At 66.0% G+C, this 24,736-nt stretch carries 20 protein-coding genes; 16 read left to right on the top strand and 4 right to left on the bottom strand.

All coding sequences use genetic code 11. The features are described 5' to 3' along the window. The first annotated feature begins 353 nt into the window (after nucleotides 1-353). From AB4Y35_RS16920 to AB4Y35_RS16905, 4 genes are all read left to right on the top strand, one after another. Nucleotides 354-1,601 carry an ABC transporter substrate-binding protein gene (locus tag AB4Y35_RS16920; protein ID WP_368687722.1) on the top strand — a complete coding sequence of 416 codons (1,248 nt, stop codon included), beginning with the start codon at nucleotides 354-356 and terminating at the stop codon, nucleotides 1,599-1,601. 124 nt (nucleotides 1,602-1,725) lie between these two features. Next, nucleotides 1,726-2,667 carry a carbohydrate ABC transporter permease gene (locus AB4Y35_RS16915; RefSeq protein ID WP_368705153.1) on the top strand — a complete coding sequence of 314 codons (942 nt, stop codon included), beginning with the start codon at nucleotides 1,726-1,728 and terminating at the stop codon, nucleotides 2,665-2,667. Then, nucleotides 2,657-3,514, top strand: coding sequence for a carbohydrate ABC transporter permease (locus AB4Y35_RS16910; protein WP_368687724.1), 858 nt, complete (start codon nucleotides 2,657-2,659; stop codon nucleotides 3,512-3,514). Before AB4Y35_RS16915 ends, AB4Y35_RS16910 begins: the two co-directional genes overlap by 11 nt. 32 nt (nucleotides 3,515-3,546) lie before the next feature. Further along, nucleotides 3,547-4,665, top strand: a complete 1,119-nt coding sequence (locus AB4Y35_RS16905; protein WP_368705152.1) for an ABC transporter ATP-binding protein — start codon at nucleotides 3,547-3,549, stop codon at nucleotides 4,663-4,665. Nucleotides 4,666-4,763: 98 nt separating this feature from the next. Here AB4Y35_RS16905 and AB4Y35_RS16900 read toward each other — a convergent pair whose 3' ends face one another. Together AB4Y35_RS16900 and trxB are read right to left on the bottom strand one after the other, a co-directional pair. Continuing rightward, nucleotides 4,764-5,540: a Smr/MutS family protein gene (locus AB4Y35_RS16900; RefSeq protein ID WP_368705151.1), complete on the bottom strand. Its 777-nt coding sequence runs from the start codon at nucleotides 5,538-5,540 to the stop codon at nucleotides 4,764-4,766. A gap of 36 nt (nucleotides 5,541-5,576) precedes the next feature. After that, entirely contained in the window at nucleotides 5,577-6,572 is a 996-nt protein-coding gene (gene trxB / locus AB4Y35_RS16895; protein WP_133185824.1) for a thioredoxin-disulfide reductase, read from the bottom strand. 421 nt (nucleotides 6,573-6,993) lie between these two features. On the opposite strand from trxB, the gene AB4Y35_RS16890 reads away from it, so the two are divergent. After that, nucleotides 6,994-9,315, top strand: a complete 2,322-nt coding sequence (locus AB4Y35_RS16890; protein WP_368705150.1) for a DNA translocase FtsK — start codon at nucleotides 6,994-6,996, stop codon at nucleotides 9,313-9,315. Nucleotides 9,316-9,402: 87 nt separating this feature from the next. Beyond that, complete coding sequence (gene lolA, locus AB4Y35_RS16885) at nucleotides 9,403-10,110, top strand: outer membrane lipoprotein chaperone LolA (RefSeq protein WP_368705149.1); 708 nt, start codon at nucleotides 9,403-9,405, stop codon at nucleotides 10,108-10,110. Between the two features lie 77 nt (nucleotides 10,111-10,187). Here lolA and AB4Y35_RS16880 read toward each other — a convergent pair whose 3' ends face one another. After that, on the bottom strand, nucleotides 10,188-11,258 hold the full coding sequence (locus AB4Y35_RS16880; protein WP_368705148.1) for an MBL fold metallo-hydrolase: 1,071 nt from the start codon (nucleotides 11,256-11,258) through the stop codon (nucleotides 10,188-10,190). Nucleotides 11,259-11,544: 286 nt separating this feature from the next. Between AB4Y35_RS16880 and AB4Y35_RS16875 the strand changes: the two genes are divergently transcribed. The 10 genes from AB4Y35_RS16875 to bioB all read left to right on the top strand — a co-directional run bounded on the left by AB4Y35_RS16875 (nucleotide 11,545) and on the right by bioB (nucleotide 23,172). Next, on the top strand, nucleotides 11,545-11,988 hold the full coding sequence (locus tag AB4Y35_RS16875) for a MerR family DNA-binding transcriptional regulator (protein ID WP_368705147.1): 444 nt from the start codon (nucleotides 11,545-11,547) through the stop codon (nucleotides 11,986-11,988). Between the two features lie 25 nt (nucleotides 11,989-12,013). Further along, a complete protein-coding gene (aceK, locus tag AB4Y35_RS16870) occupies nucleotides 12,014-13,816 on the top strand; it encodes a bifunctional isocitrate dehydrogenase kinase/phosphatase (protein ID WP_368705426.1) in 1,803 nt (600 codons plus the stop codon). A 48-nt stretch (nucleotides 13,817-13,864) separates the two neighbouring features. Next, nucleotides 13,865-15,061 (top strand): acetyl-CoA C-acetyltransferase, encoded by a 1,197-nt coding sequence (locus tag AB4Y35_RS16865; protein WP_368705146.1) that lies wholly within the window; start codon nucleotides 13,865-13,867, stop codon nucleotides 15,059-15,061. Between the two features lie 88 nt (nucleotides 15,062-15,149). Beyond that, a complete protein-coding gene (locus AB4Y35_RS16860; RefSeq protein ID WP_368705145.1) occupies nucleotides 15,150-15,827 on the top strand; it encodes an SDR family oxidoreductase in 678 nt (225 codons plus the stop codon). Nucleotides 15,828-15,880: 53 nt separating this feature from the next. Then, on the top strand, nucleotides 15,881-16,345 hold the full coding sequence (locus AB4Y35_RS16855) for a YchJ family protein (RefSeq protein WP_368705144.1): 465 nt from the start codon (nucleotides 15,881-15,883) through the stop codon (nucleotides 16,343-16,345). 566 nt (nucleotides 16,346-16,911) lie between these two features. Beyond that, entirely contained in the window at nucleotides 16,912-18,306 is a 1,395-nt protein-coding gene (locus tag AB4Y35_RS16850; protein ID WP_368687735.1) for a dienelactone hydrolase family protein, read from the top strand. A gap of 441 nt (nucleotides 18,307-18,747) precedes the next feature. Beyond that, entirely contained in the window at nucleotides 18,748-20,127 is a 1,380-nt protein-coding gene (gene bioA / locus AB4Y35_RS16845; RefSeq protein ID WP_368705143.1) for an adenosylmethionine--8-amino-7-oxononanoate transaminase, read from the top strand. Nucleotide 20,128: 1 nt separating this feature from the next. Further along, nucleotides 20,129-21,337, top strand: a complete 1,209-nt coding sequence (gene bioF / locus AB4Y35_RS16840) for an 8-amino-7-oxononanoate synthase (RefSeq protein WP_368705142.1) — start codon at nucleotides 20,129-20,131, stop codon at nucleotides 21,335-21,337. Continuing rightward, entirely contained in the window at nucleotides 21,334-22,044 is a 711-nt protein-coding gene (bioD, locus tag AB4Y35_RS16835) for a dethiobiotin synthase (RefSeq protein ID WP_368705141.1), read from the top strand. The genes bioF and bioD overlap by 4 nt, the downstream gene beginning before the upstream one ends. A gap of 42 nt (nucleotides 22,045-22,086) precedes the next feature. Next, nucleotides 22,087-23,172 (top strand): biotin synthase BioB, encoded by a 1,086-nt coding sequence (bioB, locus tag AB4Y35_RS16830; protein ID WP_368687739.1) that lies wholly within the window; start codon nucleotides 22,087-22,089, stop codon nucleotides 23,170-23,172. A 79-nt stretch (nucleotides 23,173-23,251) separates the two neighbouring features. Here the strand turns inward: bioB and cytX are convergent, their stop codons facing one another. Then, the gene (gene cytX, locus AB4Y35_RS16825; RefSeq protein ID WP_368687740.1) at nucleotides 23,252-24,568 is read right to left on the bottom strand and encodes a putative hydroxymethylpyrimidine transporter CytX; all 1,317 of its coding nucleotides are present in this window, start codon (nucleotides 24,566-24,568) and stop codon (nucleotides 23,252-23,254) included. Nucleotides 24,569-24,736 lie beyond the last annotated feature (168 nt).

The raw sequence follows: 24,736 nt of genomic DNA, 5'->3' as shown, positions 1-24,736 counted from the left end.
AACGGAGAACCACGCGGGACTCAGCCCGGCTTGCCAGTGAGCCGGGCGCCCGGTTCCCCGCCGTGCGGAGGCTTCAAGGCCGCGTGACGCAAGCGGCGCCTCGGCCGGCCGGGTGGCCGGCGAAAATCAAAAGAGGAGACAGTCAAGTTGCATTCCGAACCACTCATCTCTTGAGCGTCCTGCGGCCGGTAACCGGCACGCGGCCCGCGCGCATCTAATGAAAAGCACGCGCGCGCGGCACTCCGGCGCCCGTCCGTCCAGTGTTTTGCCTGTTTTGCCTGTTTGACCAACCACCGCACCCTGGCGATCAGGGGCCAATCGTTTTTTGTTCAGGTGTCTGGAGGAGATAAGCAATGAAATTCCGCGCGATCATGGGCGCCCTGTGCGCAGCAGGTCTGTTGGGTGGCGTCGCCACGGCGCAAGCGGCCGAGTCCCTCGAAGTGCTGCACTGGTGGACTTCGGGCGGCGAGTCGAAGGCCGTCGGCGTGCTCAAGGACGACATGACGAAGCAGGGCTATGTGTGGAAGGACTTCGCGGTCGCCGGTGGCGCGGGCGCGGCGGCCATGACCGCACTGAAGACCCAGGTGATCTCGGGCAACGCACCGACGGCCGCCCAGATCAAGGGTCCGCTGATCCAGGAATGGGCTGAGCAGGGCGTGCTGGTGAACGTCGACTCCGTCGCCGGCGACTGGAAGGCCAATCTGCCGCCGCAGATCGACAAGATCATGCACGCCGACGGCCACTACGTGGCAGCGCCGTTCTCGGTGCACCGCGTGAACTGGGTGTGGATCAACAAGGCAGCGCTCGACAAGGTGGGCGGCAAGGCGCCGACGACGTGGCCGGAATTCTTCGCGCTGGCCGACAAGATGAAGGCTGCAGGCATCCAGCCGGTCGCCGCCGGCGGCCAGCCGTGGCAGGACCTGACGCTGTGGGAAGACGTGGTCCTTTCGCAGGGCGCGGACTTCTACAAGAAGGCACTCGTCGACCTCGACCAGAAGACCCTCACGTCGCAGCAGATGGTCGGCGTGTTCGACACGGTCCGCAAGATCGAGTCGTACATGGATAACGGCCGCACGGGCCGCGACTGGAACCTCGCCACGGCCATGGTCATCAACGGCAAGGCCGGCATGCAGTTCATGGGCGACTGGGCCAAGGGCGAGTTCGCGAACGCGAACAAGCAGCCGGATACGGACTACGTTTGCGCAGCAGTGCCGGGCACGGCAAAGGCCTACACTTTTAACGTCGACTCGTTCGTGTTCTTCCAGCAGAAGGGCCAGAAGGAAGCAACGCCTGGCCAGCTCGCGCTCGCGAAGACGATCATGAGCCCGGGCTTCCAGGAGCAGTTCAGCCTGTACAAGGGTTCGATTCCGGTCCGTCTCGGCGTGGACATGAGCAAGTTCGACGCATGCGCGAAGAAGTCGTACGCGGATGAGCAGATCGCGATCAAGGCCGGCGGCTATGTGCCGTCGCTTGCTCACGGCATGGCTCAGCCGGACGCAACGGCCGGTGCAATCACCGACGTCGTGACGAAGTTCATGAACTCGACCCAGGATTCGAAGAGCGCGGTGGAAGCGCTCGCGAAGGCTGCGAAGACGAAGTGAGCGTAGCAGGTTAGTGCTGTAAGACGGGGGGCGCCATTCGTGGCGCGCCCCGGGCATGACGGTTCACCCTCTGAACCCCATCATCGTGCGAAAGCGGTTTTCGCACCGTACCAGGAGTTGCGCAGTGACTGCTTCTCTTAGCGGCAACGGCAAGGCGGCCACGCCTGCTACCCGCCGCGCGTCGCCCATGGCGGCGCTCGCAGACCGCTGGATCCCGAAGCTGGTGCTCTCGCCCAGCATTCTGATCAGCCTCGTATTCGTCTACGGCTTCATTCTCATTACCGGTTATCTGTCGCTCTCCAATTCGCGACTGATGCCACGCTATGAATTCGCGGGTCTCGACCGCTATCGCGAGCTGTTCTCCAACGACGTCTGGTGGACGTCGGCGCAGAACCTCGGATGGTTCGGCATCCCGTTCATCGCGATCTGCGTCGCACTCGGGCTGTTCCTCGCGATCCTGCTCGACCAGCAGATTCGTCAGGAAGGCGCGCTGCGCGCGGTGTTCCTCTATCCGATGGCGCTCTCGTACATCGTCACGGGCACGGCATGGCAGTGGATCTTCAATCCGGACCTCGGCATTCAGCAGGTGATGCACAGCATCGGCTGGACGAGCTTTCACATCGACTGGCTCAACGACCCGGACAAGGCCATTTTCTGTATCGTGGTCGCCGCGGTGTGGCAGTCCACGGGCTTTTGCATGGCGCTGTTCCTGGCCGGCCTGCGCGGTGTCGACAGCGAGATCTTCAAGGCGGCCCAGGTGGACGGCGCGACGCTGCCCACGATCTATCGCAAGATCGTGATTCCGAGCATGCGTCCGGTGTTCTTCTCCGTGCTGCTGATCCTGTGCCACATCACGATCAAGACGTTCGACCTCGTCGTCGCCTTGACGGCCGGTGGTCCGGGCACGTCGTCGTCGCTGCCGGCCATCTTCATGTACACGTTTTCGTTCAACCGCGGGCAGCTCGGCGTCGGCGCAGCGTCGTCGATGATGATGCTCGCCACCGTCGTGGCCGTGCTCGTGCCGCTCATGTATCTGGAATCGAGGAGCACGCGCAATGCAGCCTAAGATGAACGTTAGCCGCGTGGTCATCTATGCGGCGCTGATCCTGTTCGCGGTGTACTTCCTGTTCCCGCTCTACGTGATGCTGTCGACGTCGTTCAAGTCGCTCGACCAGATTCACACGGGCACCATGCTCTCGCTGCCGACGAGCCCGACCTTCGCGCCGTGGATCAAGGCGTGGAGCGAAGCCTGTACCGGCGTGCGCTGTGACGGCATGCAGCCGTTCTTCATGAACTCGGTGAAGATGGTGATTCCGGCCGTGCTGATCTCGTCGATCATCGGCGCGTTCAACGGCTACGTGCTCACGCACTGGCGTTTTCGCGGCGCGGACGCGCTCTTCACGATGCTGCTGGTGGGCTGCTTCATCCCGTTCCAGGCCATCCTGCTGCCGATGGCGCGTCTCGAAGGCTTCCTCGGCCTGTCGAACACGATCGGCGGTCTGGTGCTGGTGCACGTCGTGTACGGCATTGCGTTCACCACGATGTTCTTCCGCAACTTCTACGTGAGCGTGCCCGCAGAACTCGTGAAGGCCGCGCGCATCGACGGCGCCGGTTTCTTCATGATCTTCACGCGCATCATGTTGCCGATCTCGCTGCCCATCTTCATGGTGTGCCTGATCTGGCAATTCACGCAGATCTGGAATGACTTCCTGTTCGGTATCGTGTTCTCGGGCGTCGATTCGATGCCGATCACGGTGGCGCTGAACAATCTCGTGAACACATCCACGGGCGTGAAGGAATACAACGTCGACATGGCCGGCGCGATCATCGCCGCGCTGCCCACGCTGCTCGTCTACGTGATCGCCGGCCGCTACTTCGTGCGCGGTCTCACGGCGGGCGCGGTGAAGGGTTAAACCCGCATTCGATTAAAAGGATTCATAGCATCATGGCAAGCCTTTCCATTCGCGACGTCTACAAGACCTACCCGAACGGGGTTCCCGTCCTCAAGGGCGTGAACATCGACATCGAAGACGGCCAGTTCCTGATTCTGGTCGGCGGTTCGGGTTGCGGTAAGTCGACGCTGCTCAACATGATCGCGGGTCTCGAAACCGTGACCAAGGGCGAGATCCAGATCGACGGCAAGACGGTGAACAACCTCTCGCCGAAGGATCGCGACATCGCAATGGTGTTCCAGTCGTACGCGCTCTATCCGTCGATGACGGTGCGCGAGAACATCTCGTTCGGCCTGAACATCCGCAAGGTGCCGAAGAACCAGCAGACGGAGATCGTCGGCCGCGTGTCGAAGCTGCTGCAGATCGAGCACCTGCTCGACCGCAAGCCGGGCCAGCTCTCGGGCGGACAGCGCCAGCGCGTGGCCATGGGCCGTGCGCTCGCGCGCGATCCGGTCATGTTCCTGTTCGACGAGCCGCTTTCGAACCTCGACGCGAAGCTGCGTATCGAGATGCGCTCGGAAATCAAGCTGCTGCATCAGCGCGTGGGCACGACCATCGTCTACGTGACGCACGACCAGATCGAGGCAATGACGCTCGGCGACCGCATCGCGGTCATGAAGGACGGCATCGTGCAGCAGTTCGGCGCACCGCAGGAGATCTACGACTCGCCGTCGAACCTGTTCGTGGCGGGCTTCATCGGCGCGCCGCCGATGAACTTCATCAACGGCAAGCTGGTGGAGCAGGGCTCGGGCATCGGCATCGAACTCGACACGGGTGTGGCGCGCAACGTGCTGAACCTGCCGTTCGAAGCGAACAAGCTGCGCGGCCAGATCGGCCAGGAAGTGGTGCTGGGCCTGCGCCCGGAGCGCATCACCGACGCGCGCAGCTCGCACGACGGCCACGGCCACGAACTGCAGCGCCACTCGGTGAAGGTCGACGTGATCGAGCCGACCGGTCCGGACACGCTCGTGTTCGCGCAGGTCAACGGCAAGCGCATCGTGAGCCGCGTGCACCCGGGCGCGAATCCGCAGCCGCTCAACAATATGGATCTGCTGTTCGACGTTTCGAAGGCCGTGCTGTTCGACCCGAAGACGGAAGAGCGTCTCGCCTGATCGCCGTGTGCCGGTTTGCCCGGCGCAATAAAAAACCCCGTTCGCTGCGCAGGCAGCAACGGGGTTTTTTCATGTCGACACGCCGACGACCGGTTCGGTCAGGGCGCGTGGGAATGATGCTGCGCGTGCCCGACCGGGTGCGGCTGCAACAGCACGAGTACGGCGCCCGCGCCGCCGTCGTGCGGCCGCGCCTGGCAGAACGCGATGACTTCTTCCTTCTGCACGAGCCACGCGCGCACCTTGCCCTTGAGCACCGGCTCCTTGCCGACGGAACCCAGGCCCTTGCCGTGGATCACGCGCACGCAGCGCAGCCCGCGCTTGCCCGCTTCACGGATGAAGTTCTGCAGCGCCTCGCGCGCTTCCTCGCGGCGCATGCCGTGCAGGTCGAGTTGCGCCTGCACGATCCACGTGCCGCGCCGCAGCTTCTTGACGACTTCTTCGCTCACGCCGGGGCGGTGGTAGTACAGCGAGTCGTCGGTGTCGAGAAACGCTTCCGGGTCGAATTCGTCGGAGATCGCTTCGTGCAGCACGGCCTGCTCGTCGAGCCGCGTTTGCAGCGGCAGCGGCACGGGGGCTGCACGGCGCGGCTGCGCGCGCACAGGCTGCTTGAGCGGCGCGATCTGGCCGATCTCGCGGCGAAACAGGTCGCTGTCGGCGGCGGCTTCGACACGCGCAGCCTGCGCGGCCACGCGTTCGCGCTCGCGCTGGCGGGTTTGCACCTTGAGCGCGTCGCGCAGGCTGCCGAGGCCGGCGAAGCCGGAAGCCGTCTTGGCGGGCGTGGCTTCGTCCGCCGCGGGAGCAGGCGTGGGCGCCGGATCAGGGCGAGCCGGGGCGGGGCGCCTCGGCTCGCCCGGGTGGGGCACGTTCTTGGGCATGGCGAAAAACGCTGGGTAAAGCTGCGCTTGCCCGGCTTAGCGGTCGGCTTCGGCGCTCATCACGTGCGCCTGGCCCAATTCGTTCACGGTCTCGAGGTAGCGCTGCGCGTCGAGTGCGGCCATACAGCCCGTACCCGCGCTCGTGATCGCCTGGCGATAGACGTGATCCTGCACGTCGCCGGCCGCGAACACGCCCGGCACGCTCGTGCCGGTGGCGTTGCCGTTCAGGCCGCCGTTCGTGATGATGTAGCCGTTCTTCATCTCGAGCTGGCCTTCGAAGATGTCCGTGTTCGGCTTGTGGCCGATCGCGACGAACAGGCCCTGCAGGTCGAGCTCGGTGGTCTCGCCCGTCTTCACGTTCTTGATGCGCAGGCCGTTCACGCCGCCTTCGTTGCCCTTCACTTCGTCGAGCACGTGATCCCACTTGATCTCGACCACGCCTTCCTTTTCCTTTTCCAGCAGGCGGTCGATCAGGATCGGCTCGGCGCGGAACTTGTCGCGGCGGTGAATGACCGTGACCTTCTTCGCGATGCCCGAGAGGTACAGCGCTTCTTCGACGGCCGTGTTGCCGCCGCCGACCACGGCGACGTGCTGGTTGCGGTAGAAGAAGCCGTCGCAGGTCGCGCAGGCCGAGACGCCGCGGCCCATGTACAGCTCTTCGCTCGGCAGGCCGAGGTATTGCGCCGACGCGCCGGTCGCGATGACGAGCGAGTCGCAGGTGTACTCGCCCGAGTCGCCGATCAGGCGGATGGGCTTTTCGTTCAGCTTGGCCGTATGGATGTGATCGAACACGATTTCCGTGTTGAAGCGCTCGGCGTGCTCGAGGAAACGCTGCATCAGTTCGGGGCCTTGCACGCCGTTCGGGTCTGCGGGCCAGTTTTCGACGTCGGTCGTCGTCATGAGCTGGCCGCCCTGGGCGAGACCCGTGACGAGCAGCGGCGAAAGGTTCGCGCGTGCCGCATAGACGGCAGCCGTGTAGCCGGCGGGGCCGGAACCGAGAATCAGGACTTTGGCGTGTTTGGTTGCAGACATGATCGAATTCCGTAGAAAGACGCTGCGTGGCGCGTAAATTCGGGCGCCCGCCGGGGGTGCCCGGTCGGGCCGCCCGGCGTTGCGGCGGGGCTCACGCATGTAGTTGGGCATCAGCCCGCAATTATAAAGGCGGGGGGCGCTCGCCGCTCGATGAAGCTTCCTCATCGGCGCGATAGCCTGGGCCCGGCGGGCGGCCCTTGGAGCGCGGGCTCGACCGCCACGGCGCGGCCGGATGTCGCCCTGTGGCGCTCGCGCAGCGTTGTCAGTTACCGTCATTTACAGCGAGGGGCCGCCGGGGCCGAAACAACGCGTTTACAATAGGCCCGATCGGACGACGGCGGCCGCGCCCGTCTGCCCGGGGTTTCGGGCATACGGAAAGACTGGCGGACCGCAAACGCATCAAGAATCAGCCCAGGATTCAATGGCCAAAGCTCCCTTTTCCGCGCAGGCGCAGGCATTGCCTCACCGCATGTCGCGCCTTTTCACCGAAATTCGCTGGATCCTGCAGGTCGCGCTAGGCGTGTTCCTGCTGATGGCGCTCATCAGCTACAGCCGCCACGACCCGAGCTGGACGCACGCGGCCCAGGTCGACCACATCTCGAACTGGGCGGGGCGCGTCGGCGCGCGCGTCTCGGACATCCTGCTGCTGCTGTTCGGCCTGTCCGCCTACTGGTGGATCGTGCTGCTGGGGCGCCTCATCTCGGCGAACTACCAGCGCATCACGCGCCACGAAGCGATTGCCGACGATGACGACGACAAGCCGCGCGACATCAGCTGGGTCGCCGAAGCCCTGTCGTTCGTGCTCGTCATGCTGTCGAGCTGCGGCATCGAAGCGCTGCGCATGTGGTCGCTCAAGGTGCAACTGCCCCAGACGCCCGGCGGCGTGGTGGGCGGGGCGGTCGCGCGCGGCGTTTCGCACGCGCTCGGCTTCACGGGCGGCACGCTCGCGCTGCTGATCGCGCTCGCGATCGGTCTCTCGCTCTATTTCCGCTTCTCGTGGCTCTCGGTTGCCGAAAAGGTCGGCGAATACATCATCAATGCCGTGACCATGGCGAGGCTGCGCCGCGAGGCGGGCCGCGACCGCAAGCTCGGCGAGGCGGCGGCCGTCAAGCGCGAAGGCAAGGTCGAGCGCGGCCGCGTGAAGATCGAGGAACACGAGCCGGTCACGATCGTGCCGCCGGTGGTCACGCCGCAGCGCTCCGAGCGCGTGGAGAAAGAGCGCCAGGTGCCCCTCTTCAAGGATCTGCCGGGCGACTCCACGCTGCCGGCCATCTCGCTGCTCGACCCCGCTTCGGCCACCCAGGAAACCATCTCCGACGACACGCTCGAATTCACCTCGCGCCTGATCGAGAAGAAGCTCAAGGACTTCGGCGTGGACGTGGCCGTGGTGGCCGCGTATCCGGGCCCGGTCGTCACGCGCTACGAGATCGAGCCGGCCACGGGCGTGAAGGGCAGCCAGATCGTAAACCTCGCGAAGGACCTCGCGCGTTCGCTCTCGCTCGTCTCGATCCGCGTGGTGGAAACGATTCCGGGCAAGAATTTCATGGCGCTGGAGCTGCCGAACCAGCGCCGCCAGACTGTGCGTCTTTCGGAAATCCTCGGCTCGGCGGTCTATGCCGACGCGCCTTCGGCGCTCACCATGGGCCTCGGCAAGGACATCGGCGGCAAGCCGGTGTGCGCCGATCTCGCGAAGATGCCTCACCTGCTCGTGGCCGGCACGACCGGCTCGGGCAAGTCGGTGGGGATCAACGCGATGATCCTGTCGCTGCTCTACAAGGCGAGCGCCGAGCAGGTCCGCATGATCCTGATCGACCCGAAGATGCTCGAAATGAGTGTCTACGAGGGCATTCCGCATCTGCTCTGCCCGGTCGTGACCGACATGCGCCAGGCCGGCAACGCGCTGAACTGGACCGTGGCCGAGATGGAGCGCCGCTACAAGCTCATGAGCAAGCTGGGCGTGCGCAATCTCGCCGGCTACAACAACAAGATCGAAGAGGCGAACAAGCGCGAGGAGAAGATCCCGAACCCGTTCAGCCTCACGCCGGACGATCCGGAACCGTGCCAGAAGCTGCCGCATATCGTGGTCGTGATCGACGAACTCGCCGACCTCATGATGGTGGTCGGCAAGAAGGTCGAAGAGCTGATCGCGCGTATCGCACAGAAGGCGCGCGCCGCGGGCATCCACCTGATTCTCGCGACGCAGCGGCCTTCGGTGGACGTCATCACCGGCCTCATCAAGGCCAACGTGCCCACGCGTATGGCCTTCCAGGTCTCCTCGAAAATCGACTCGCGCACGATTCTCGACCAGATGGGCGCCGAGTCGCTGCTCGGCATGGGCGACATGCTCTACCTGCCGCCGGGCTCGGGTCTGCCCGTGCGCGTGCACGGCGCGTTCGTCGCCGACGACGAGGTGCACCGCGTCGTCGAGAAGCTCAAGGAGCAGGGCGAGCCGAACTATATCGAGGGCATTCTCGAAGGCGCGGTGGGCGGCGAAGGCGACGAGGGCACGGCTGCGGGAACCAGCGGCACCGGCGACGAGTCCGATCCGCTGTACGACCAGGCCGTCGAAGTGGTCATCAAGAATCGCCGCGCGTCGATTTCGCTCGTGCAGCGGCACTTGCGCATCGGCTACAACCGCGCGGCGCGGCTGCTCGAACAGATGGAGCAGTCCGGGCTCGTCTCGGCGATGTCGTCGAGCGGCAACCGCGAGATCCTCGTGCCCAACCGCGGCGACGCCGAATAAGCCGCGCCGGGCCGCCGCGCTTTGGCAACGGCCAGGCATGGCCCCGGCAACCCGACGGCCAAAGACACACCTCTTGGAGAACGATAGATGCAGTATCCGGCTGGACTTCCGACCCGCTTTGCGCGCACCGCGCGCCGCGCGCTCTTCGTCGCGCTAGGCGCGTCGGTCCTGATGATCTCGCAGGCGTATGCGAGCGGCACCGATCAACTGAAGCAGTTCGTCTCGCAGGTGCACTCTGCGCGCGGCAGCTTCGTGCAGCGGGAACTCAAGGCGCCCTCGGGCGCGAAGAACGCCAGCGACGCCATTGCCACGGCCACGATGAACGCCAAGACCTCGAGCGGCACGTTCGTGTTCGCGCGGCCCGGCAAGTTCATCTGGTCGTATGAGAAGCCGTATCAGCAAGTGCTGCAGTCGGACGGCGACAATCTCTACGTCTACGACAAGGACCTGAACCAGGTGACCGAGCGCAAGCTCGGCGGCGCGCTCGGCGCGAGCCCGGCGGCGATCCTGTTCGGCAGTAACGATCTCGACAAGAACTTCACGCTCTCCGACGCGGGCGTGAAGAACGGCATCGACTGGCTGGAGCTGATTCCGAAGTCGAAGGACACGCAGTTCAAGAGCGTGGGCATCGGCTTTCGCGACGGCAACCTCGAAGCCATGGAACTGCACGATGTGTTCGGCAACGTGACGCTGCTCACGTTCTCCAACATCGAGAAGAACCCGTCGCTGCCGGCTTCGACCTTCAAGTTCGTGCGGCCGCCGGGCGCCGATCTGATCACGGGCGGCTCGAACTAAGGCCGTTCACCTCGCGATTCATGTAAAAACGGGCGGGTCCTTGCGGGCCGCCCGTTTTTTTTGTGCGCAGTGGCGTCTCAGGCAGTGAAGCGGATCACGCCGTCCGCGCCGGTCGTGCGCGCGACCTTGCCTTCGAGCCACAGCAGGTTCAGGTGCGCGAGCGCCTCGCCCATCGCGAAGGTCATCTGGTGGATGTCGAGCTCGCGCTTGAACATCATCGGCACGATGTCGGCGGCGCTTTGCGGCGCTCGCCCACACGCTTCGATCACTTCGGCAAGACGCGCGTCATGGTGCGCGCGCAGTTGCGCGATGCGCGTGCGCACGCCGCGAAACGGCTTGCCGTGCGAGGGCAGCACGAGCGTGTTCGCGGGCAGCGTTTCGTAGCGGCCGAGCGATTCGAGGTAGAGGCCGAGCGGGTTGCCTTCCGGCTCCATGTCGAACACGGAAACGTTGGTCGAGATGCGCGGCAGCACCATGTCGCCGGAGATCAGTACGCCGGTTGCCTCGCAGAACAGCGCGCAGTGTTCGGGCGAGTGGCCGTAGCCCGTGATGACGCGCCAGTCGCGCCCGCCGATCGCCACCGTATCGGCTTCGCGCAGGCGGCGGTACTGCGTGGGCAGCGCGGGCACGAGGCTGCCGTAATAGCCGCGGCGGTTGCGCAGCTTGTCGAGCGACGCTTCGTCCGTGAGCCCGTGACGCGCGAAATGGCGCGCGGCGCCTTCGCCGCCCGCGTTCGAGCCGTCGCCGGCCGCCATCACGCGGGCCTGCATGTATTCGCCGAGCGTGGTCCACAGGCGCACGTCCCAGCGCGCCTTGTCCCCGCCCGCGCAAATCCAGTGCGCAAGACCGATATGGTCGGGGTGGCAATGCGTGACGAGCACGCGCAGCACCGGCAGGCCTTCCAGCTGGTTCTCGAACACGGCTTCCCAGCGGGCCTTGATGGTGTCGTTGGTGATGCCGCAGTCCACCACGGTCCAGCCTTGCTGGCCGTCGATCTCGTCGCGCAGCAGCCAGAGGTTGATGTGGTCGAGCGCGAACGGCAGCGGCATGCGCAGCCATTTCACGCCGGGCGCGACATCGAAGGCGAGGCCGGGCTCCGGCAGGGTGTCGGCGTAGGGATAGTCGAGCTGGTGTTCGAGGGCATTCATTGGGGGTGTCTTCTCCTGTCGACCAGAGTTAGCGCTTTAGCTGTCGGCCGGAGTTGGTGCTTTAGCACCTACTCCGGGCCCATGCAAAGCACTTACTCTGGTCCTACGTAAAGCGGTCGGCCGGCGTCGGCGCTTGCGCGCCCACTCCGGCCCCATGCAAAGCGCGTCTTGCGCGTCGCTCCTGCCGGTTGCGTAACCGCGTACTTGACGATAACGTAAACGTCGATTCTATCGTCCCTCGCGCTGTCGTGCAGACAACAGCCGGGCCAGCCGCCTTCCGCACACTATGACGACCCAGTACACGATTACCGAACTCGCCCGGGAATTCGACGTAACGCCGCGCGCGATCCGCTTCTACGAGGACCAGGGCCTGCTGGCACCGAGCCGGGAAGGCGCGGGTGGCCTGAAGCGTGTCTTTTCGGGGCGCGATCGCACGCGGCTGAAGCTGACGCTGCGCGGCAAGCGCCTCGGCTTCACGCTCTCGGAGATCCGCACGCTGCTCGATCTCTACGAGTCGCCGACCGACACGCTCCCGCAGCTTCAGGCGTTCCTCGACACCGTGGTGCATCACCGCGAGATACTCGAGCGCCAGCGCGCGGACCTCGACGCCACGCTCGAAGACCTCGCGCAGTACGAGTCCCAGGCGCGCGCGCTGCTCGACAGAAATGCGGCGCACGAAAGCGCGGCGCACGAGAGCGACGCTCCCGCCGCCGCTCGCGCGAAACGCTGACACTCGCGCAACGGGCATGGCCGCCATGAAACATTTCCCGAAACTGCTCTCTTCGCAGATCGGCTTCGATGTCGCGCAGACCATGCTCGACGGCTTCAACCGTCACTATCACAACTTCTGCGACGCGGCGTCGAGGGCGCGGACGTTTTTCGAGGCAGCCGACTGGCGCGCCCTGCAGCAGCTCGCGCGCGAGCGCATCGCCTCCTATGACGACCGCGTGAAGGAGTGCGTGGTCGCGCTCGAAGACGAATACGGCGCCGAGAGCATCGACGACGAAGTCTGGCAGCAGATCAAGTTGCACTACATCGGCCTGCTCACGACGCACCGGCAGCCCGAATGCGCGGAGACGTTCTTCAACTCCGTGTGCTGCAAGATCCTGCATCGCTCGTACTTCAACAACGACTTCATCTTCGTGCGGCCCGCCATCTCGACCGAATACATCGAGAACGACGAGCCCGCCGCGAAGCCCACCTACCGCGCGTACTATCCGGGCAAGGATGGCGTCGCGGCGACGCTCGAGCGCATCGTCACGAACTTCCAGCTGGAGACGCCGTTCGAGGATCTCGGGCGCGACGTCGACTGCATCATGCAAACGATGCTCGACACCTTCGGGGTGGTCGAGCCCAAGCCGAACTTCCAGATTCACGTGCTGTCGTCGCTGTTTTTCCGGCATAAAGGCGCGTATATCGTCGGGCGCATCATCAACGGCGATCTGCTTGCACCGTTCGTCGTGCCGATTCGTCATGTGGAAACGGGCAGGCTGGCACTGGACACGGTGCTGTTGCGCACCGAGCAGCTGCTCATCCTCTTCAGCTTCTCGCATTCGTATTTTCTGGTGGACATGGAAGTGCCGTCCGCCTATGTCGAGTTTCTGCGCACCATCATGCCGCGCAAGGCCAAGGGCGAAATCTACACCTCGCTCGGCTTGCAGAAGCAGGGCAAGAACCTGTTCTATCGCGACTTGCTGCATCACCTCTCGCATTCGAGCGACCCGTTCATCGTCGCGCCCGGCATCCGCGGCATGGTGATGATCGTGTTCACACTGCCTTCGTATCCGTACGTGTTCAAGGTCATCAAGGACAGCTTTCCCGCGCCGAAAGAGACCACGCGCGAGCAGGTCGAAGCGAAGTATCAGCTCGTGAAGCGCCACGACCGGCTCGGGCGCCTCGCCGATACGCTCGAGTATTCGAGCGTGGCGCTGCCCGTCGCGCGGCTCGACGACGCGCTCGTGCGCGAGCTGAAGACGCTCGCGCCCTCGATGCTCGAATACGAGGGCGATAACCTCGTGATCCGTCACGTCTACATCGAGCGGCGCATGGTGCCGCTCAACCTCTATCTGCAGAACGGCAGCGACGCGGAAGTCGAGCATGGCATCCGCGAATACGGCAACGCGATCAAGGACCTGCTGCGCGCGAATATCTTTCCGGGCGACATGCTCTACAAGAATTTCGGCGTGACGCGCAACGGCCGCGTGGTCTTCTACGACTACGACGAGATCGAATATCTCACCGACTGCAACGTGCGCGCCGTGCCGCCGCCGCGTCATGAGGAAGACGAACTATCGGGCGAGCCGTGGTACGCAGTCGGCCCGCGCGACATCTTTCCGGAGACGTACGGCACGTTCCTGCTCGGCGATCCGCGCGTGAAGCGCGCATTTCTCGCCCATCACGCGGACTTCTTCGAGCCCGCTCTCTGGCAGGAGAGCCGCGCGAGGCTCATCGCGGGCGAAGTGCCAGACTGCTTTCCCTACGACGCATCGATTCGTTTCAGCGTGTGTTACCCGGAACGTTTCGGGCGTGAAGACGCACCGGCCGTGCGCGTTGCCTGAACGCGCGGCCAACAGCGAATGCCAACGGATTCATCAAGGAGCACAAACATGAGTGAGACGCAAAAGCAGGACGCCATCGTGATCGTTTCGGCGGCACGCACGCCGATGGCGGGTTTTCAGGGTGATTTCGCGACGCTCACCGCGCCGCAGCTTGGCGCAGCCGCGATCGCGGCGGCCGTCGAGCGCGCCGGGTTGAAGCCCGAACAGGTCGACGAGGTCGTGATGGGCTGCGTGCTGCCCGCGGGGCAGGGCCAGGCGCCCGCGCGCCAGGCGGCGCTCGGCGCGGGGCTGCCGCTCGCAGCGGGTGCCACCACCGTCAACAAGATGTGCGGCTCCGGCATGCGCGCGGCGATGTTCGCGCACGACATGCTGCTGGCGGGCTCGGCCGATGTGATCGTCGCGGGCGGCATGGAGAGCATGTCGAACGCGCCTTATCTGCTGCCGAAGGCGCGCTCCGGCATGCGCATGGGCCACGGCCAGGTGCTCGACCACATGTTCCTGGACGGCCTCGAAGACGCCTATGACAAGGGCCGACTGATGGGCACGTTCGCGGAAGAATGCGCGGGCGAGTACGACTTCTCGCGCGAGCGCCAGGACGCGTTCGCGATCGAGTCGCTCAAGCGCGCGAAACGCGCCAACGAGGACGGCTCGTTCTCATGGGAGATCGCGCCGGTGAAGGTGGCTTCGCGCGCAGGCGAAACGACCATCGCGCGCGACGAGCAGCCGTTCAAGGCCAATCTCGACAAGATCCCGACGCTCAAGCCCGCGTTCAGCAAGACCGGCACGGTGACGGCGGCGAATTCGTCGTCGATTTCGGACGGCGCGGCGGCGCTCGTGATGATGCGCGAATCGACGGCGAAGCAGCTCGGCCTCAAGCCGCTCGCCCGCGTGACGGGCCATTCGACCTTTGCGCAGCAGCCCGCGAAGTTCACGACGGCGCCGGTGGGCGCGATCCGCAAGCTGTTCGAGAAGACCGGCTGGACGGCGAGCGACGTCGATCTCTACGAGATCAACGAGGCCTTTGCCGTGGTCACGATGGCCGCGATGAAGGAGCATGATCTGCCGCACGAGAAGGTCAACGTGAACGGCGGCGCATGTGCGCTCGGTCACCCGATCGGCGCTTCGGGCGCGCGCATTCTCGTGACGCTGATCGGCGCATTGCGCGCACGCGGCGGCAAACGCGGCGTGGCGACGCTGTGCATCGGCGGCGGAGAGGCCACGGCGATGGGCGTCGAACTGCTGTAGGCTAGTGCCCGAAGAAGCGCGCCGCTTTGCATGGCGGGCAGGCGGCGCGCTGCAGCGGTTTCAATGCACGGACAAGCAAGGTGACGAGATGAAAACAGCGTTGATCGTGGGCGCGTCGCGGGGCCTGGGTTTCGAGTTCGCGCGGCAGTATGCGAAAGCCGGCTGGCGCGTGCTGGCCACGGCGCGCGGGCCCGAAGCGCTCGAAGCGCTGCGCGCAATCGGCGCGCAGACCTTCCAGCTCGACATCGCGCGGCCCGAGGAAATCGCTGCGCTCGGCTGGAAGCTCGACGGCGAGCGGCTCGACGTGGCGCTCGTCGTGGCCGGCGTCTACGGCCCGCGCACCGAGGGCGTGGAAACCATCACGGCCGAAGACTTCGAATACGTGATGAACACCAACGTGCGCGGTCCGATGCAGTTGATCCCCGTCCTGTTGCCGCTCGTCGACGACGCCCACGGCGTGCTCGGCGTGCTGTCGAGCCGCATGGGCAGCATTGCGGAGACCACCGGCACGACGGGCTGGCTCTATCGCGCGAGCAAGGCCGCGCTCAACGACGTGCTGAAGATCACCTCGCTGCAAACGCGCCGCGCCACTTGCGTCGCGCTGCATCCGGGCTGGGTGCGTACCGACATGGGCGGCGCGCACGCGGCGATCGACCCCGCAGTGAGCGTCGCCGGCATGCGCGAGGTGGTGGCCGAAGCGGCCGCCGCGCGCGACGTCTTCAACGGCCGCTTCTTCCAGTACGACGGCACCGAGCTCGACTGGTAAAGCGCCGCCCGTCTGCGCTACGCTTGCGGCCTCTCGCAACGGAGCCTCGCCCCATGAACGCTGAAACCGCGCGCGTCGTCTCGCCCGCCACCCGGCCCGCCGATTGTCCCTGCGGCGGCGCTGCGCCCAACCAGAAGGCGGTCAGCAAGCCGCCGCGCTACGCGCAGTGCTGTGGCCGCTTCATCGACGGAGCGGCGATCCCCGCCACGGCGCTCGAATTGATGCGCTCACGCTATACGGCCTACGTGCTGGGCGAGCAGACGTATCTGCGCTCGACGTGGGCGAATGAGACCTGTCCCGCCGATCTCGATGTGGACCCTGCAGCCGAGGGCGCCCCGCGCTGGCTCGGACTGGCCATCAAGCGCCACGAACAACTCGACGACACGCACGCGATCGTCGAATTCATCGCACGCTACAAAACGGGCGGCCGAGCACACCGGCTGCACGAGACGAGTCGCTTCACGCGCGGCGGCGACGGACGCTGGCGTTATGTTGACGGCGACGTTTCGTCTGGCTAACGAATCACTGACTGCCTGCAATATTTTCCGCAGCGAATTCCCTCTCCGGTTCGCTAACATGACGCCGAAAATATTGCCTTTGCAAACAAGCGCTTACTGCATAATCGCGCGGCTGTTGTCCGCGCGCGACGCTCACCACCCGGACCTTTTTTAAAAACGCGCGCGTTCGGCGCGTGCCGAAAGTCCTGTGTCCGCCTTGCCTCATAGGGCCGCGCGAAGTTGGCATGCCTTATGCCGGGTTACCCCTGAATTGCACAACAAATATTTGTCGTGCGAGTATCTAATCACGGTGCCCCGCACGATACGTAAGTGCATAGTGAAGAAGTTTTTTCACGTGATGCGTGTATCGACTGCAACGGGTGCTGGCGGCGGGTCTGATCGACGATAGAACTGCGCCGCGCAGGTGTTCCGATCGATGCAATTCCACGTTACGGGTACACGCCCGCTCCTGGCCTCGCGGCCAGGCGCAACGGTGTCTCGTTGTGCCCTGAAAGGGCTGAAGCGTGGGTAATGGTCGGACGGTTGTCGGATTCACAGCAGCAGGTCTTTTGCAGGTGGTGTAGCGCATGGCGTTCAGGAAGCTCCTTACCGGATGGGTCGTAGCCGGCACCGCGTGTGTGCTTTCGGTGGCTCACGCAGCGTCGCTTTCCGATCCGGCAAGTGCGAGCGCGAACCCGCAACTCGCCGCCAACACCCCCGCCACGCATTCCGCCACCGCTTCCCACGCGAACCTCGCAGGCGGCCCCCTCGGCAGCGCCAACGTGCCGCGCATCGCGCTCGACGACGCGTATCTGCCCGTCGTGCCCGCCAGCATGAACGAGCAGGTGATTCGCGTTCCCGTCGATGCATCGGGCGACGTCACGCTCGAAACCACGATTTACCGCCCGAACGGCCCCGGCCCGTTCCCGATGGTGATCTTCAACCACGGCAAGATTCCCGGCGACCCGCACCTCCAGGCGCGCAGCGACCCGCTCTCGTTCGCGCGCGAATTCGTGCGCCGTGGCTACGTCGTCGTCGCGCCGAACCGCCAGGGCTTCGCGGAGTCGGGCGGCTCGTATCAGCAGGACGGCTGCGATGTCGCGAGCAACGGCCTCGGCCAGGCGGCCGATGTCGCATCGACCATCGCGTACATGTCGAAGCAGCCCTATGTCGACGCGAGCCAGATCATCGTCGCGGGCACCTCGCACGGCGGCCTGGCCACCATGGCCTATGGCACCGAGGCGGCCAGCGGCGTGCGCGCACTGATCAATTTTTCGGGCGGCCTGCGCCAGGACGCCTGCACGGGCTGGCAGAATAACCTGACGCAGGCGTTCGGCAACTACGGCGGCAAGGCCCGCGTGGCCTCGCTCTGGCTCTACGGCGACAACGACTCGGTCTGGTCGCCCGATCTCGTCGCGAAGATGTTCGCCGCTTACCGCGACGCGCAGACGGGTGAGGATCACCCGGCCGCGACGGCCAAGCTCGTAGACTTCGGCGCCTACAAGAACGACGCACATCGCCTCGTGGGCGATCGCGACGGCGTGAAAGTCTGGTGGCCCACGGTCGAGGCGTTCCTCGCCAACCGCGGCCTGCCGACGGCGGTGCAGTACCGCGTGGCCGCGCCGGTCGCGCCGCGCGGCACCGGCTTCGCGCAGATCGACTCGGTCGGCTCGGTGCCGTTCGTCGATCAGGCGGGCCGCGACGGTTATCGCAACTTCCTCAAGCAGTATCCGAGCCGCGCCTTCGCCGTGTCCGACTCCGGCGCGTGGTCGTGGGCCGAAGGCGGCGACAACCCGATGGCCGTGGCGATCTCGAACTGTGAAAAGCACAGCGCCGATCCTTGCCGCCTCTATGCCGTCAACAACACGGTGGTCTGGAACAACGGCGGCACGCAGACCGCCCAGACCGGCGACAGCGACACCACACGCGCCACGGCGGACAACAGCACCGACGACCGCGACCACCCGCTGGCGAGCCGGTAAGGCGCGTTGCCCGGCCACTGCCGGGCTCATACACCCCATGGCATCGGAAGCTTGCGGCCCCAAAGCGGGCCGCTTTGCTTTTGTGCGGGCCGCTTTGCCTACTGGTCCCGCCAGCGATTTCCTCGCATGCAACCCGTTGTGCCGCCCCATATCGTCTGACTTCCGCGCGCCTGCGCGCTCGCCACGCGTCGCCAAAAATATCCGCCGCGCCGTCCCGCGTTCTGCAATTTCGCACCGCCGCGCAGATTTTTTTGCATAAGGCGGGTTCACTTTGCCGTCGTCATCTCCGCGCATTTCGGGTCTTTCTTTTCCATCGGTCCGGAGTTGTTGCGAACCGCTCGAAACGCCGCGCCGCGGTGCGTTGGGGGGCGATTTTCGGGGTAGTGCATTGCGACAGCTAACACGTTAATCTCGGTCCCGCTGTCGTATCGGGAGTCGTATTTGAATTCGCCATCTCACCCTGCACACCTTGCCCGCGAAGATCGCGCCGCGACCGACTGGGTCGCTCGCAGCCTGCGCGCCGTGTGGCACCCCTGCACCCAGATGAAACATCACGAGCGCCTGCCGCTCGTGGCCGTCGCGCGCGGCGAAGGCCCGTGGCTGTATGACCGCGAGGGCCGACGCTATCTGGACGCGATCAGTTCGTGGTGGGTGAACCTCTTCGGCCACGCCAATGCCTCGATCAACGCGGCGCTCAAGGCGCAGCTCGACACGCTCGAGCACGTCATGCTCGCGGGCTGCACGCACGAGCCCGCCGTGGAGCTCGCCGAGCGGCTGTCGGCGCGCACGGGCGGCGTGCTCGGCCACGCATTCTTCGCTTCCGATGGCGCGTCGGCTGTCGAAATCGCGCTCAAGATGAGCTTTCATGCGTGGCGCAACCGCGGCGAGAGCGGCAAGCGCGAATTCGTCTGCGTTGCCAACAGCTATCACGGTGAGACCATTGGCGCGCTCGGCGTGACCGACGTGAAGCTCTTCAGGGATGCGTACGATCCGCTGTTGCATCACGCGCATGTGGTCGCTTCGCCCGACGCGCGCGCGGCGCAACCCGGCGAAACGGCGGCGGATGTCGCAGCGCGCGCGCTGGCCGATGTCGAGCGTCTTTTCATCGAGCGCGAAGGGCGTATCGCCGCGCTGATCGTCGAGCCGCTCGTGCAGTGCGCCGCCGGCATGGCGATGCACGATCCCGCCTATCTGAAGGGCCTGCGCGCGCTGTGCGACCGCCATCGCGTTCACCTGATCGCCGATGAAATCGCCGTGGGCTGCGGGCGCACCGGCACCTTCTTCGCGTGCGAGCAGGCAGGCATCTGGCCCGATCTGCTCACGCTTTCGAAGGGCATCAGCGGCGGCTATCTGCCGCTTTCGATCGTGCTGTCGCGCGATGCGATCTACGAGTCGTTCTACGACGACGACACGACGCGCGGCTTCCTCCATTCGCATTCGTACACGGGCAATCCGCTCGCGTGCCGCGCCGCGCTCGCCACGCTCGACCTGTTCGAGCGCGATGACGTGCTGGCTGCGAACGCGCGCAAATCGGCGCGACTGCGCGAGTTGTTCGATCCGCTCGCCGTGCATCCGCTCGTGCGCAACCTGCGCCAGTGCGGCACGATTCTCGCGTTCGACGTCGCGCTCGAAGACGCGCAGCGCGCGGCGACGTTTTCGCGCCGCTTCTTCGAAAACGCACTGCAGCGCGAACTGCTGCTGCGCCCGATCGGCACGACGGTCTACGTCATGCCGCCGTATATTCTGGACCACGAAAGGCAGGCGTTCCTCGCTGCACGCACGCGCGAGACTTTCGACGCCACCGTCGCGGAGGACCTCTGACATGGCATTGCTCGACACCCTCGAACAGGGCTTGCGCGACATCGACGCGCGCGGCCTGCGCCGCCGCCGCCGCACCGCCGACACGCCCTGCAGCGCGCATATGCAGGTGGACGGCCGTGCGACTGTCGGCTTTGCCAGCAACGACTATCTCGGTCTTGCCGCGCATCCGCAACTGGTCGCGGCCATCGCCGAGGGCGCGCAGCGTTACGGCGCGGGCAGCGGCGGCTCGCATCTGCTCGGTGGCCACTCGCGCGCTCACGCCCAGCTCGAAGACGATCTCGCGGCATTCGCGGGTACCTTCGTCGCTGCGCCGCGCGCGCTGTACTTCAGCACCGGCTACATGGCGAACCTGGCCGTGCTCACCGCGCTCGCGGGGCGCGGCTCGACGATCTTTTCCGATGCGCTCAACCACGCCTCGCTGATCGACGGCGCGCGGCTCTCGCGTGCCGACATCCAGATCTATCCGCATGCCGACATGGCGGCGCTCGCCGCGCTGCTCGAAGCCTCCGACGCGAGCGCAAAACTGATCGTGAGCGACACGGTGTTCAGCATGGACGGCGATGTCGCGCCGCTCGCGCGTCTCGTCGAACTGGCGGAACAGCATGGCGCGTGGCTCGTGGTCGACGACGCGCACGGCTTCGGCGTACTGGGCCCGCAAGGCCGCGGCGCGCTCGCGCAAGCCGCGCTGCGCTCGGAACATCTCGTGATGGTCGGCACGCTCGGGAAGGCGGCGGGTGTTTCGGGCGCGTTCGTTTGCGCGCATGGCACCGTGATCGAATGGCTCGTGCAGCGTGCGCGGCCGTACATCTTCACCACGGCTTCGTCGCCGGCGGTTGCGCATGCCGTGTCCGCGAGCCTGCGTCTGATCGAAGGCGAGGAGGGCGATGCGCGCCGCGCACATCTCAAGCATCTGATCGCGCGCACGCGTGCGCTGCTCAGCGATACGTGCTGGCAGCCCGTCGATTCGCATACCGCCGTGCAGCCGCTCGTCATCGGCGCGAACGAGGCGACGCTCGCGCTGCAGGCCGCGCTGGAGCGCGACGGCCTGTGGGTGCCCGCCATTCGTCCGCCCACCGTGCCCGAGGGCACGTCGCGCCTGCGCATTTCGCTCTCGGCCGCGCATTCGGACGCCGACCTCGACCGGCTCAACGCATCGCTGCTGCGCGCGAGTCTGGAAGCACGCACAAACGCGCCGGAGTTCGCGCAATGACGGTTTCGCTTTTCGTCACCGGCACCGATACCGAGATCGGCAAGACCTTCGTGAGCGCGGCGCTCCTGCGCGGCTTCGCCCACGCGGGGTTGCGCGCCACGGCGCTCAAGCCGATCGCCGCGGGCGCTTACGAGCGCGACGGCGTCTGGCACAACGAGGACGCCGATCAGCTCGACGCCGCAGCGAGCGTGCTGCTGCCGCCCGAGATCCGCACGCCGTTCCTGCTCAAGGAGCCCGCCGCGCCGCACATCGCCGCCGCGCTCGAAGGCGTGACGCTCGACATGGCGCGCATCGTCGATTGCTACGAGGCGGCCTGCGAGCGCGCGGATGCCGTCGTCGTGGAAGGCGTGGGCGGTTTTCGCGTGCCCCTCACGGCGACCGAAGACACCGCCGATCTCGCCGTCGCGCTCGCTCTGCCCGTGGTGCTCGTGGTGGGCATGCGCCTCGGCTGCATCAGCCACGCGCTGCTCACTGCCGAAGCGATTGTCGCGCGCGGATTGACGCTCGCGGGCTGGGTCGCGAACCGTATCGACCCGGCCATGACGTTCCCCGAAGAAAACATCGCCGCGCTGCGTGAGCGCCTCGCCGCCCAGTACGGCGCGCCGCTCGTCGGCGTCGTGCCGCACATGCGCGGTGCGAGTGCCGACGACGCAGCCGCACACCTGAACATCGATGCGTTGCTCGCGCGCCTGCGCGCCGACGCTTAATGCACAGTCAAGCACAGTCACGTAAAGAAGGACCCAGACACCATGACGCAAACCCACATCGACATCACAACGCTCAAGGCCACCGCGCCGAGCGCCCAGGCAGCCGCCGAAGCCGCCGCACGCTGGAAAGTCGCCGACGTCGCCGCGCTCTACGAACTGCCGTTCAACGACCTGATGTTCCGCGCGCAGCAGGTGCATCGCGAGCATTTCGACGCGAACGCCGTGCAGCTCTCCACGCTCCTCTCGATCAAGACCGGCGGCTGCGAGGAAGACTGCGCGTACTGCCCGCAATCGGCGCATCACGACACGGAACTGGAAGCCGGCAAGCTGATGGAAGTCGGCGCCGTGCTGGACGCGGCGCGCGCGGCCAAGGCGAACGGCGCGACGCGCTTTTGCATGGGCGCGGCGTGGCGCAACCCGAAGGATCGCCACCTCGAGCCGATCAAGGACATGATCCGCGGCGTCAAGGCGATGGGTCTCGAAACCTGCGTGACGCTCGGCATGCTCGAAGATCACCAGGCGAAGGCGCTGGCCGACGCGGGCCTCGACTACTACAACCATAACCTCGATACGTCGCCGGAGTTCTACGGCAAGATCATTTCGACGCGCACCTACGAGGACCGCCTCGAGACGCTCGAGCGCGTGCGCGACGCGGGCATCAACGTGTGCTGCGGCGGCATCGTCGGCATGGGCGAATCGCGCCGCGAGCGTGCAGGCCTGATCGCCCAGCTCGCGAACATGGAGCCGTATCCGGAGTCGGTGCCCATCAACAATCTCGTGCAGGTCACGGGCACGCCGCTCGAAGGCACGGAACCGATCGACCCGTTCGAATTCGTGCGCACGATCGCGGTGGCGCGCATCACGATGCCCACCGCGATGGTGCGCCTCTCGGCGGGCCGCGAGCAGATGGACGACGCGCTCCAGGCGCTGTGCTTCATGGCGGGCGCGAACTCGATTTTCTACGGCGACCAGCTGCTCACCACGAGCAACCCGCAGGCGGAAGCCGACCGCAGGCTGCTGCAGCGTCTGGGCATCACGGCGCAGGCCGCGCAGCATCTGCCCGCCGACGACCACGCTCATCACGACCATCACGGTCATTCGCACGGCGGCTGCGGCCACTGCGAGTGACGTTTCGCACGTCGCCAGAAGCAAAAACGCCAGGCTGCGAAGCCTGGCGTTTTTTATTGTCCGACAGAAGTAAGGCGGGTTACGCGTAAGCCGCGCGCCGGCGCCCCGCGAGCACGAGATAGCACAGCGCGCCGATCACGAGCGAAGGCAGCGTCGCGCCGAGATTCGGCAGCCACTGGTTGAGTGCCTGATACGCGCCGAAACCAACCACCCACGCGACGAACGCGCTCACGTGCCAGCCGCCCGAATAGCCATAGGCGCCATTCAGATCGGCGAGGGCCTGGGTGTCGATGCGGCGGCGGCGCACGATGAAGTGATCGGCGAGCACCACGCCAAAGAGCGGCGCGAACACCGAGCCGATGAAGAGCAGGAAGTTCTCGTACTTCGCCATCGGCACGACGAGGCCGATCAGCGTGCACAGCGCGCCGAACGCCGCCGAGAGCCAGGGCACGCTGGCGCGCGTCCAGAACGTGCCGGTCGAGACCGCGGCCGAGTGGATATCGGCGAAGGCGTTGTCGATTTCGTCGATCAGCACGAGCAGCAGCGCGAGGCCGCCGCCGGCCTGCGCGAGCGCCGTGGTGAGGAGCGCGTCGCCGCCGCCCGCGGCGAGGCCATAGATGGCGCCGAGCGCATAGAACCACAGGTTCGCGATGCCATAGCCGAACAGCGTGCCGCGGAAGGTTTCGCCCGCCTTGCGGCCAAAACGCGTGTAGTCGGCGATCAGCGGCAGCCACGAGAGCGGCATCGCCACCACGAGGTCGATGGCGCTGCCAAACGGCATTTCGCCCGTGCCGGGGCGGCGCATCAGCGCGCCCAGGTCCTGTTTCACGAGCAGGCTCCACGTCAGCCAGGCCGCGCCCGCGAGCAGCAGCCAGATGCCCCACGTGCGCAGGAAACGCCGCACGAACGAGAGCGGGCCGCTCACGGCGAGCAGCGTGGCGAGCACGCCGAAGATCACGGTCCAGACGAGCGGCATCGACAGGCCGAAGGCTTGTTTGGCGAGCGCATCGGCGGAATCGCGCATCACGATGATCTCGAACGAGCCCCAGCCCACGAGCTGCACCATGTTGATGACGGCCGGCACCGACACGCCGCGCACGCCGAGCGTCGGGCGCAGCGACGACATGGCGGCGAGGCCCGTGTCCGTGCCGATCACGCCCGCGAGCGCGAGCAGCACGACGCCGATCACACTGCCGATGACGATGGCCATGAGCGCGTGGGGCAGCGACAGGCCCGGCACGAGCAGCGCGCCCGCCTGCGCGACGAGCAGGCCGATGCCGAGCGAGAACCACAGCGCGAAGGCGTCGCCGGTGCGGAACTGGCGGCGCGCGTCGGGCACGGGCACGTTCGGCGCGTAGGTGGAGCCGGCCTCGCCGGCGTGCGAATCTTGAGTCATGTGGAACGCTTTCCTCTGTATCGTGTGTTTTGTCTGTTTTGTCCGGGTGCTTCGGCTCGAGCGGCTCTGCCCGCGCTTCGCGCCGCCGCGCACGCTGTCATAATGCACGACTGCATCCGGTGCGGCGGGCCGTTTTGTGGTGTCGGGCGCTGTGTCCCCGAATCTGCC

Source organism: Paraburkholderia sp. EG286A (assembly GCF_040965375.1).
Classification (GTDB): Bacteria; Pseudomonadota; Gammaproteobacteria; order Burkholderiales; family Burkholderiaceae; genus Paraburkholderia.
This window is presented reverse-complemented; position numbering and strand designations above follow the sequence as displayed.

Bases quoted from the DNA above. Each gene is read 5' to 3' on its own strand.
- AB4Y35_RS16920 (WP_368687722.1), top strand. From the start codon at position 354: ATGAAATTCCGCGCGATCATGGGCGCCCTGTGCGCAGCAGGTCTGTTG.
- AB4Y35_RS16910 (WP_368687724.1), top strand. From the start codon at position 2,657: ATGCAGCCTAAGATGAACGTTAGCCGCGTGGTCATCTATGCGGCGCTG.
- AB4Y35_RS16905 (WP_368705152.1), top strand. From the start codon at position 3,547: ATGGCAAGCCTTTCCATTCGCGACGTCTACAAGACCTACCCGAACGGG.
- AB4Y35_RS16900 (WP_368705151.1), bottom strand. From the start codon at position 5,540: ATGCCCAAGAACGTGCCCCACCCGGGCGAGCCGAGGCGCCCCGCCCCG.
- trxB (WP_133185824.1), bottom strand. From the start codon at position 6,572: ATGTCTGCAACCAAACACGCCAAAGTCCTGATTCTCGGTTCCGGCCCC.
- AB4Y35_RS16890 (WP_368705150.1), top strand. From the start codon at position 6,994: ATGGCCAAAGCTCCCTTTTCCGCGCAGGCGCAGGCATTGCCTCACCGC.
- lolA (WP_368705149.1), top strand. From the start codon at position 9,403: ATGCAGTATCCGGCTGGACTTCCGACCCGCTTTGCGCGCACCGCGCGC.
- AB4Y35_RS16880 (WP_368705148.1), bottom strand. From the start codon at position 11,258: ATGAATGCCCTCGAACACCAGCTCGACTATCCCTACGCCGACACCCTG.
- AB4Y35_RS16875 (WP_368705147.1), top strand. From the start codon at position 11,545: ATGACGACCCAGTACACGATTACCGAACTCGCCCGGGAATTCGACGTA.
- aceK (WP_368705426.1), top strand. From the start codon at position 12,014: ATGAAACATTTCCCGAAACTGCTCTCTTCGCAGATCGGCTTCGATGTC.
- AB4Y35_RS16865 (WP_368705146.1), top strand. From the start codon at position 13,865: ATGAGTGAGACGCAAAAGCAGGACGCCATCGTGATCGTTTCGGCGGCA.
- AB4Y35_RS16860 (WP_368705145.1), top strand. From the start codon at position 15,150: ATGAAAACAGCGTTGATCGTGGGCGCGTCGCGGGGCCTGGGTTTCGAG.
- AB4Y35_RS16855 (WP_368705144.1), top strand. From the start codon at position 15,881: ATGAACGCTGAAACCGCGCGCGTCGTCTCGCCCGCCACCCGGCCCGCC.
- AB4Y35_RS16850 (WP_368687735.1), top strand. From the start codon at position 16,912: ATGGCGTTCAGGAAGCTCCTTACCGGATGGGTCGTAGCCGGCACCGCG.
- bioF (WP_368705142.1), top strand. From the start codon at position 20,129: ATGGCATTGCTCGACACCCTCGAACAGGGCTTGCGCGACATCGACGCG.
- bioD (WP_368705141.1), top strand. From the start codon at position 21,334: ATGACGGTTTCGCTTTTCGTCACCGGCACCGATACCGAGATCGGCAAG.
- bioB (WP_368687739.1), top strand. From the start codon at position 22,087: ATGACGCAAACCCACATCGACATCACAACGCTCAAGGCCACCGCGCCG.
- cytX (WP_368687740.1), bottom strand. From the start codon at position 24,568: ATGACTCAAGATTCGCACGCCGGCGAGGCCGGCTCCACCTACGCGCCG.